The 7,964-nt window shown below is 49.9% G+C and carries 6 protein-coding genes; 5 read left to right on the top strand and 1 reads right to left on the bottom strand.

The genetic code is table 11. The annotated features are described in order from the left end of the window. Positions 1–689 precede the first annotated feature (689 nt). From JRI95_15130 to JRI95_15150, 5 genes are all read left to right on the top strand, one after another. Entirely contained in the window at positions 690–2,075 is a 1,386-nt protein-coding gene (locus tag JRI95_15130) for an ABC transporter substrate-binding protein (protein ID MBW2062877.1), read from the top strand. 237 nt (positions 2,076–2,312) lie between these two features. Beyond that, on the top strand, positions 2,313–3,185 hold the full coding sequence (locus JRI95_15135) for a branched-chain amino acid ABC transporter permease (protein ID MBW2062878.1): 873 nt from the start codon (positions 2,313–2,315) through the stop codon (positions 3,183–3,185). Beyond that, positions 3,182–4,180 carry a branched-chain amino acid ABC transporter permease gene (locus JRI95_15140; GenBank protein MBW2062879.1) on the top strand — a complete coding sequence of 333 codons (999 nt, stop codon included), beginning with the start codon at positions 3,182–3,184 and terminating at the stop codon, positions 4,178–4,180. The genes JRI95_15135 and JRI95_15140 overlap by 4 nt, the downstream gene beginning before the upstream one ends. Next, positions 4,177–4,923 carry an ABC transporter ATP-binding protein gene (locus JRI95_15145; protein MBW2062880.1) on the top strand — a complete coding sequence of 249 codons (747 nt, stop codon included), beginning with the start codon at positions 4,177–4,179 and terminating at the stop codon, positions 4,921–4,923. The genes JRI95_15140 and JRI95_15145 overlap by 4 nt, the downstream gene beginning before the upstream one ends. 2 nt (positions 4,924–4,925) lie before the next feature. Beyond that, the gene (locus JRI95_15150) at positions 4,926–5,642 is read left to right on the top strand and encodes an ABC transporter ATP-binding protein (GenBank protein MBW2062881.1); all 717 of its coding nucleotides are present in this window, start codon (positions 4,926–4,928) and stop codon (positions 5,640–5,642) included. Positions 5,643–5,891: 249 nt separating this feature from the next. On the opposite strand, the gene JRI95_15155 is transcribed toward JRI95_15150, so the two are convergent. Further along, positions 5,892–7,964 (bottom strand): DNA polymerase III subunit alpha (locus tag JRI95_15155; protein ID MBW2062882.1); only part of this gene is annotated, 2,073 nt, incomplete at its 5' end.

The raw sequence follows: 7,964 nt of genomic DNA on the forward strand, positions 1-7,964 counted from the left end.
AGGAGAAAAGGAAAGGTAGACACTAAACGAAAACTTCAATCGAGAAGAAAATAGCTCTATTTACAAATACTTACAACCTGACAGCCTTATGGCCTTCTTACGGAACATCCGTTTAAATGTAAACTAAAAAATTATAACCATTAATCACTTGACACCCAAATTTCACTTCACTATAATCCGCTACTATAATCGTTTTAATTAAAGAATTGCGCTTTTTTTATAAGTACTGTTAGTGGATTGGAGCAGGTTGGATTGAATATATAAGCGTCGCCGGCCTTTTTAATTTAGGAATAAGGTCAACAGCCAGGTTCAATTATTAGGACTGATAGATAATGAGATCTACCTTCTTATCCAGGATTAACCCTTCATTTCCCTATTCACATTTCCACACCCTTAAAGAGCAACAGTTGTATTTAGACCTAACCTTCAATGCTAATAGACAGCGTCTTCCCTTTTCATCAGTTAAGCCCTTGTTAATTGTTCAAGAAAGAGGAGACATGCAGGTGAATTTCGTCTGTGATGAGGTTGGAAGTCAACATTAAAGAAGAAGGATGGTGGTTCTGACAGTGCTTTAATAAAGCCTGCCATCCACGAACTTCAGAAAGGAGGAGAAACGACAGGGAAAACAAAAATCAATCTTCGGTCTTTAGGTTAACGGTCTAACCAAATTAACACAGGAGGAGGAAAAGATGAAATCAGCTAAGAAGATACTTTTACTGACAATCATTTTTAGTTTTCTGTGCTTGTTGAGCCTGCCTCAGGCCATGGCAGGACGCGCTGCCTTTGACGTTCACAAAATGTCAGACATGTCTGATTTTGATCCAAACAACCCGGATATTTATACCGGGAAGGATGCCATCAGGATCGGACTTCTTCAGATTTTTTCCGGAGCCGGCGCTGGAAACGGGGAAATATTCTGGCTGACATGCAACTGGATTGCCCATGACATCAATAAGAGGGGAGGCATCCTGGTTGATGGCAAGAAGAAAAAGGTCGTATTCATCAAGGGCGATACCAAGGGAAAGCCTGCAGATTGCAAGAAAGCGGCTGAAAGGCTTATCCTGAAAGACAAGTGCCAGTTTTTGTGGGGTACCTCTGGCAGCCATCTTACCAATATCATTTCACAGGTTGCCAAGAAATACAAAGTTATTCATCAGAACTCCCTGGCGTGTTCCGATTATCTCATGGATGCTAAAAACTTCAGCCGTTATACCTTCCAAACCTTTACCAGGAACAGCATATTCGGCCAGGGCGGGGCCTATTACTATGCCAAACGAAACAAGGAAAAAAAGTTTTATATACTCTGCCAGGATTACTCCTTCGGTCACTCGCTGGCAGACGAATTCAAGATAGGCCTGAAAAAGTACTTTCCAGAAGCCCAGATCGTGGGAGAGGATTATCATCCGCTCTTTGCCAAGGACTTCGCTCCCTACGTCACCAAGATTAAGGCTTCCGGGGCCGAGGTCATCTTCAGCGGGGACTGGCTCCCGGACGGCGGTAACCTTCTCAAGACATGCCGGGACATGGGCGTGGACCTTCCTATCCTCAATATCTTTGTGGACGAACCGAACGCCCTTCATGCTGTCGGAGTTGAAAAGACCAAAGGATTGGTCAACATGAACCATTACATGGCGGACCTCAGAACACCTGAACGTCAAAAATTCTTCAAGGTCTGGGACAACCTGTGGAGAACCAAATGGAAAAAACCTTATAACACCTGGCTGTACAAGGTTTGTGGCGGGACCATAGCAGAATGCGTCTATAGCACTTACTGGCTTATGAGTGTCATTGAAAGGGCTGGCAGCACCGATCCGGAAAAGATCATCAAGGTCTGGGAAGGTGATGAGTATGAACATCCGTTTGGTGTATGGAAAATGAGGGCAGACGACCACACCAACGTCAGGGACCTTTTTATCTCAGAATATGTCCCTCCAGAAGAACAGAAAGCGTCAATGACCATCCCGCCTTATTACTGGTTCAAGGGCATTTCCAGTATAGGCAAAATTATTACCATTCCATCAAAATACTGTACACCGACTTTAGACCCGGCCCTGAAAGGAAGAGCTAGTAAATAAGAATAGTCAGCATAGAACTGTTATTAATTGAATAAGGCTGTAGACAGTATTCACTGGATTTAACGTATTCAACGGAGATAATCATAAACCCTGTTAAGGCCCGCCTTCATTATCGAGTGAAGGCGGGCCAGGCGGGGTGAATCAAAAGAAGTATCTAAAGTGAGCGGTTTTATTCTGGTTTATTAAGACGTACTCTTAAGGCATAATAATAATTGAAAAACAGGAGGTTCAACAGAGATGGATTCAACCATCGCGATGTATGTCGCTCAATTTATAAACGGAATGGCATACGGAATGTTGCTATTTCTGGTGGCGTCTGGCCTGACACTGATCTTTGGCATGATGGGGATATTGAATATCGCTCATGCTTCTTTCTTTATGCTCTCTGCCTATTTCTGTCACACGTTTTTAGAACTGACCGGAAGTTTCTGGCTGGCGCTCCTTCTGGCGCCAGTTGTTGCGGCTTTCTTCGGGATTCTGTGTGAACGATTTCTTCTCAGGAAAATCCACGCCTTTGGACATATTCCCGAATTGTTAATTACCGTTGGAATCTCCCTGGTTATTCTGGAAGGAGTAAAGCTCTTCTGGGGCACCGAGCCTTTTTTAGTCGCCACTCCCAAGACTTTACAGGGGTTTATATGGATTTCAGACCTGAAATATCCGATCTACCGGGTTTTCATTGTCGGGTTTGCCTTCTTTATTTTGGGTCTCATGGCCTTAGTACTCTATAAGACGCGCCTGGGCATGGTCGTGCGCGCCGCTGTTTCCGATGCGGATATGGTCAATGCCCTCGGGATCAATGTCCCTCTGGTCTTCATGCTTGTCTTTGGAATCGGCACCTGGCTGGCCGGTTTGGCCGGGGTTATCATCACACCCATACTGACCGTCTTCCCGGGTATGGCCGATCAGATAGGCATGGACGCCTTTGTGGTGGTGGTTACGGGAGGATTCGGGAGTCTCATCGGTGCTTTTATCGTGTCATTGTGCATTGGTGAGTTGAATTCCTTTGGAATCCAGTTCATTCCCAAGCTCGCCCCCGTGCTGATGTTCACCTTCATGGCTGTTGTGCTGGCATTCAAACCAACCGGCTTCTTTGGAGAAAGAGAATGAGAAGTAAGCTATATTTATGGATTCTATGGGCGGCGATCCTGGTCATTCTGATCCTCTTCCCGCACGTTGTTGGCATTTACTATACCAATGTCGTTGTTTTATTTAGTATTTTTTCACTTTATGCCATCACCCTCAACCTGCTCCTCGGTTACACCGGGCTCTTGAGCTTTGGCCATGCCCTGTTCTTTGGCGGCGGAGCCTATGCCACGGCCATCGCCTTGACGCATATCCCGGGCTTACCCCTGATACCGGCCGTCTTGATCGGCGGTTTGACCGCAGTCGTCCTGGCTTTAATCACCAGTCCTCTCCTGGTCAGGGTCAGCGGCACGGCCTTTGCCATGCTAACCCTGGCCTTTGGCCAGCTTATGTATGTCATCTGCCTCAAATTCAGAAATATTACCGGCGGTGAGGACGGCGTCGGCGGATTCCCCATACCGCCTTTCACCATTCCTGGCGTGGTCTCTATTGACATGACGAACCCGACGAATTATTACTATTTTGCCCTCATCGTTGTGGGGTTGAGCATCTTGGTTATCTGGTTTTTTACCAAAACGCCTTTCGGCCAGATCATAATCGGCGTCCGGGATAATGCTCAGCGGGTCAGCTACATGGGATTCAAGGTTCCGCATACCAAAGCGCTTGTTTTTATTATTTCAGGGGGTTTTGCCGGTATTGCCGGCGCCTGTTATGCGCTTCTTCAAAACCTGGTCTCCACCGACGGCGTCCTTGTCATCTACATGTCCTTTTTACCGATCATGATGGCTTTCATTGGAGGCATTGGGAGCTTTTTTGGCCCCATTTGTGGCGCTGCCATTCTCACTATTCTCGATGAGTTAATCACCATGTATACAGAGCGGGTTGAATTGGTGACCGGTCTAGTATTCATCCTGGTCGTCATGTTTGTTCCCGCAGGATTTACCGGCTTGTTAGCATCTATCAAAGAAAAATTGTTTATTAAATCCTCTGACCAGGGGATTATGGAGCAAGCTTCATGAACATCTTAGAGACAAAAGAACTGTATCACGATTTCAGCGGGCTGGAGGTACTGTTCGATGTCAATTTCGAGCTGAAGGAAGGTGAGCGTCATGCCGTCATCGGACCCAACGGCGCTGGCAAAACTACCCTCTTCAACGTCATCACCGGAACGTACAAACCGGCTCGAGGACAGGTCTTTTACAAGGGGCGTGACATTACCGGAGAAAAATCACATCAATTAGCGCGCATTGGCTTTGGGCGTTCGTTTCAGATTACCAGTACCTTTTCGAGATTAACAACCTTCCAGAATATCCGCCTGGGCATCATGTCAAAAAGAGGCATCCGCTTCAAACTTTTTCGTAAAATTGACAAGATGGAGGCTGTTACCGATGAAACCGACGAGGTACTCAAAAGGATCAACCTGGATGCAGAAAGAAACATCCCCGCAGAATTACTATCCTATGGCAAACATCGTTCCCTGGAAGTCACCATGGCCATGTCCACCGACCCAGACCTGGTTATGCTTGACGAGCCCACCGCCGGTATGTCCAAGGATGAAACCCATTATGCCGTGGAACTGATAAGACGGCTGACCGAAGGCAAAACTATGGTTATCATCGAACACGATATGGACGTCATCTTCTCCCTGGCGGACCGCATTACGGTCCTTCATTACGGGCGGATCCTGGCCACAGGAACCCCGGAAGAGATCAAGGATAACCAAGAAGTAAAAGATGCTTATTTAGGCGATCTGGAGGTTTGAGGATGTTTCTTCAAGTTGAGGATCTTCATTCATACTATGGCCCGAGCCATGTTTTACAAGGTATCTCCCTGACGGTTGATGAGGGTGAAATTGTTAGCCTTCTAGGCCGAAACGGCATGGGAAAGAGCACGGCCCTCAAAAGCATTATGGGCCTGGTCAAGCCAAAATCCGGACAGGTTGTCTTCAAAGGCAAGAACCTGACCGGATTTCCCCCTTACAAAGTAGCTAAAGCCGGTATTGCCTTTGTTCCGGAAGACAGGCGTATCTTTCCCAATTTAACGGTGCTGGATAACCTGGCTATGGGGGTTAAAGCCGGTCAAGATCAAGAGACAGAAAATTCAAACTCCTGGACAATAGACAGGGTTTTTCAGCATTTTCCAATGTTAAAAGAAAGGGCCAAACAAAAAGGCAAGTTCCTTTCCGGAGGCGAACAGCAGATGCTGGCCATTGGCCGATCCCTGATGGGCAACCCTGAACTCCTACTGATTGACGAACCGACAGAAGGCCTCTCTCCCCTTCTGGTCCAGGAGGTGCGAGACGTGCTGGCCGAAATCAACAAGGCCGGGGTACCGATTCTTCTGGTCGAGCACAACCTCAAGGTAGCCATGTCGCTCTCAAATCGCATCTATCTCATGGGCAAGGCCTACATCGGTTTCGCGGGGTCTATCGAAGAGCTGGAGTCCAACCCGGAGATCAAGGAGAAATACCTCGAAGTCTAGCCAGCACTATTTTACAAAAGGTATAATTTTTAGAAACAGACCCTGCCTTTAACCTGTGTCCAGAAACTGACATGCCGAACCGGCTGATTTATTTGGGGGGACTTCCAAAAGAGGTTTCCCCTAAAAATCTCCTTTAAGTTCTATAGTGGTTGTCAAAATTATGTTCCGTTTGAATGAATACAAGAGTATCAAGATCGAGATTGCTTCGCGGCGCTCGCAATGACATCCCATTGATATTATTATAAAATGTCATTGCGAGGAACGAAGTGACAAAGCAATCTCAGACTTTTTCAATCGGAACGTATTTTTGCCATTCGCTCTATTACTCACCAGATTGACCTGATCCACGGTCAGGGTCACAGCCCCGTAGTCCTCCTCCACCTTGCCAGCCAGGATGTAAGGCCGCCCCCAGTCTAACATATGGCAGAAGCGGCGGTGAGTTTCAGGGAAAAAGGTGGTTTCCACCAGCCCGGTCTCATCTTCAAAGGTAAGAAAACGCATGGGCTCCCCGTGTTTGGTGCTGACTACCTTGCCCGTGATCAGCCATCCGGCCAGACGCACGCGCCGACCCGCATGCCGCTTGAGGTCCGCCGCCTTGACCAGGCCCTGCCGCGGCAGGGCGTCTGCAAACAGGACAAGCGGGTGGCGATCAATGAGAAAACCCAACACCGCGAACTGAGAGCGCAGCCGCTCGATCTCGCGCCCCGGTGGAAAGTCAGGAAGGGGTTCTTCACCCTGGCTTGCGAAAAGGTTCGCAGTTTGGCCCTCACAGGCGAGGCGATTTTTTTTCCTCTGCCAGCGGGCCAGCTTCCAGAGGAGGTGTGCATGATCCCGGCCCGGAGCCAGAGAGTCCAGGGCGCCGGCCTGAATCAAGGCCCGCGCCTCCCCTTCATCAGGACGGACGCGGGCGAAAAAATCCTCAGCGCTCCTGTAACGACCTTTCCTGCGCAGCGAAACGATACGCGCCTGCGTCTCAAGGCTCAAATTTTTTATAGACTGGAGTCCGACCCGGATGAAGTCCTGTCTGCCTTTCCAGTGAATCTCGCTTAAATTAACGTCCGGCGTAAGGATGGTCAGCCCCTGCCGCCTGGCCTCGGAAACGTAGGCAAAGGTGCTGTAGAATCCGCCCTGGTTGCTGATGACCGCGGCCATGAACTCAGCCGCATAGTGCACCTTGAGAAAGGCGGCCTGAAATGAGACGCGGGCGTAGCTTGCGCTGTGGGGCTTGCAGAACGAGTAACCGCCGAAGCTCATAATCATGTCCCAGATGGCCTCAGTCTGCCTCTCCTCCACCCCCCTGGCCCGCGCTCCTTTGAAAAACCGGTCTTTATAGTCGCGAAGGGCATGCTCCTTGTCTTTCTTGGACATGACCTTGCGCAGCCCGTCTGCCTGCGCGTAAGAAAAACCGGCTAAGGCCACAGCCACCTTGGTCACGTCTTCCTGATAGACCATGACGCCGAATGTTTCGTCCAGGATATCGCCGAGCAGGGGATGAATCGGCTTCCAAGCCCCTCCTTTCAGGCGGCGCAGATACTCCCGGATAAACTCGTTGGCCGCCGGCCGGATAATACTGCTGTGGATGACCAGGTGCTCGAAGTCGCCCACTCCGGCCTTCTGCTCCAGAAGACGCATGGCCGGGCTTTCTATATAAAAGCAGCCCATGGTGCGGCCTTGCGCGATGGCCTCCTGGGTTACGGCATCGTCCTCCGGCTCCCAGCGTGACTCGTCAAACGGGGCCTCGTTTTCATGGATATTCTTAATGGCGTCGCGAATGACCCCCAGGCTGCGGTTCCCCAGGAGGTCTATCTTGACCAGGCCGCTGTCTTCCACGCCGTCTTTTTCCCATTGCACGATCTTAACCCCTTTGGGAGCGCGCTGAACGGGCACGTAATCCTGGATAGGGCGGGGCGTAATGATCACGCCGCCTGAATGGACCGAAAGATAGCGCGGCGTGCCCACGATCCGCTGAGCCAGCCTCAAAACCTCAGGCCAGGGCTCCGGGAAGTCCAGCCCCTTCATCTCTGGCAGGGCCTCCAGTCTGGCCTGAAGATCGGCCCCGGATTCATCATGACCGCGCCAGAACCAAGGCAGGCGTTTAGCCACCTGGCTGATCTCGCGATCCATAAGCCCGAAGACCTTGGCCACTTCCCGGATGGCCATGCGCGGCTGAAAGAGCACATGATTGCAGACCATGGCCGCGTGTCCATCGTACTGTTGGAAGACCGAAGCCAGGACATCGTCACGCTCGTCCCAGGCGAAGTCCACGTCAATATCGGGCGGATCGGCCCGGTCGGGGTTGAGGAACCGCTCGAAAAAGAGGTT

It is taken from the genome of Deltaproteobacteria bacterium (assembly GCA_019308995.1).
In the GTDB taxonomy this organism is placed as follows: domain Bacteria; phylum Desulfobacterota; class Desulfarculia; order Adiutricales; family JAFDHD01; genus JAFDHD01.

Excerpts from the sequence above, each read along its gene's own strand:
- JRI95_15130 (MBW2062877.1), top strand. The coding sequence starts at position 690 with ATGAAATCAGCTAAGAAGATACTTTTACTGACAATCATTTTTAGTTTT.
- JRI95_15135 (MBW2062878.1), top strand. The coding sequence starts at position 2,313 with ATGGATTCAACCATCGCGATGTATGTCGCTCAATTTATAAACGGAATG.
- JRI95_15140 (MBW2062879.1), top strand. The coding sequence starts at position 3,182 with ATGAGAAGTAAGCTATATTTATGGATTCTATGGGCGGCGATCCTGGTC.
- JRI95_15145 (MBW2062880.1), top strand. The coding sequence starts at position 4,177 with ATGAACATCTTAGAGACAAAAGAACTGTATCACGATTTCAGCGGGCTG.
- JRI95_15150 (MBW2062881.1), top strand. The coding sequence starts at position 4,926 with ATGTTTCTTCAAGTTGAGGATCTTCATTCATACTATGGCCCGAGCCAT.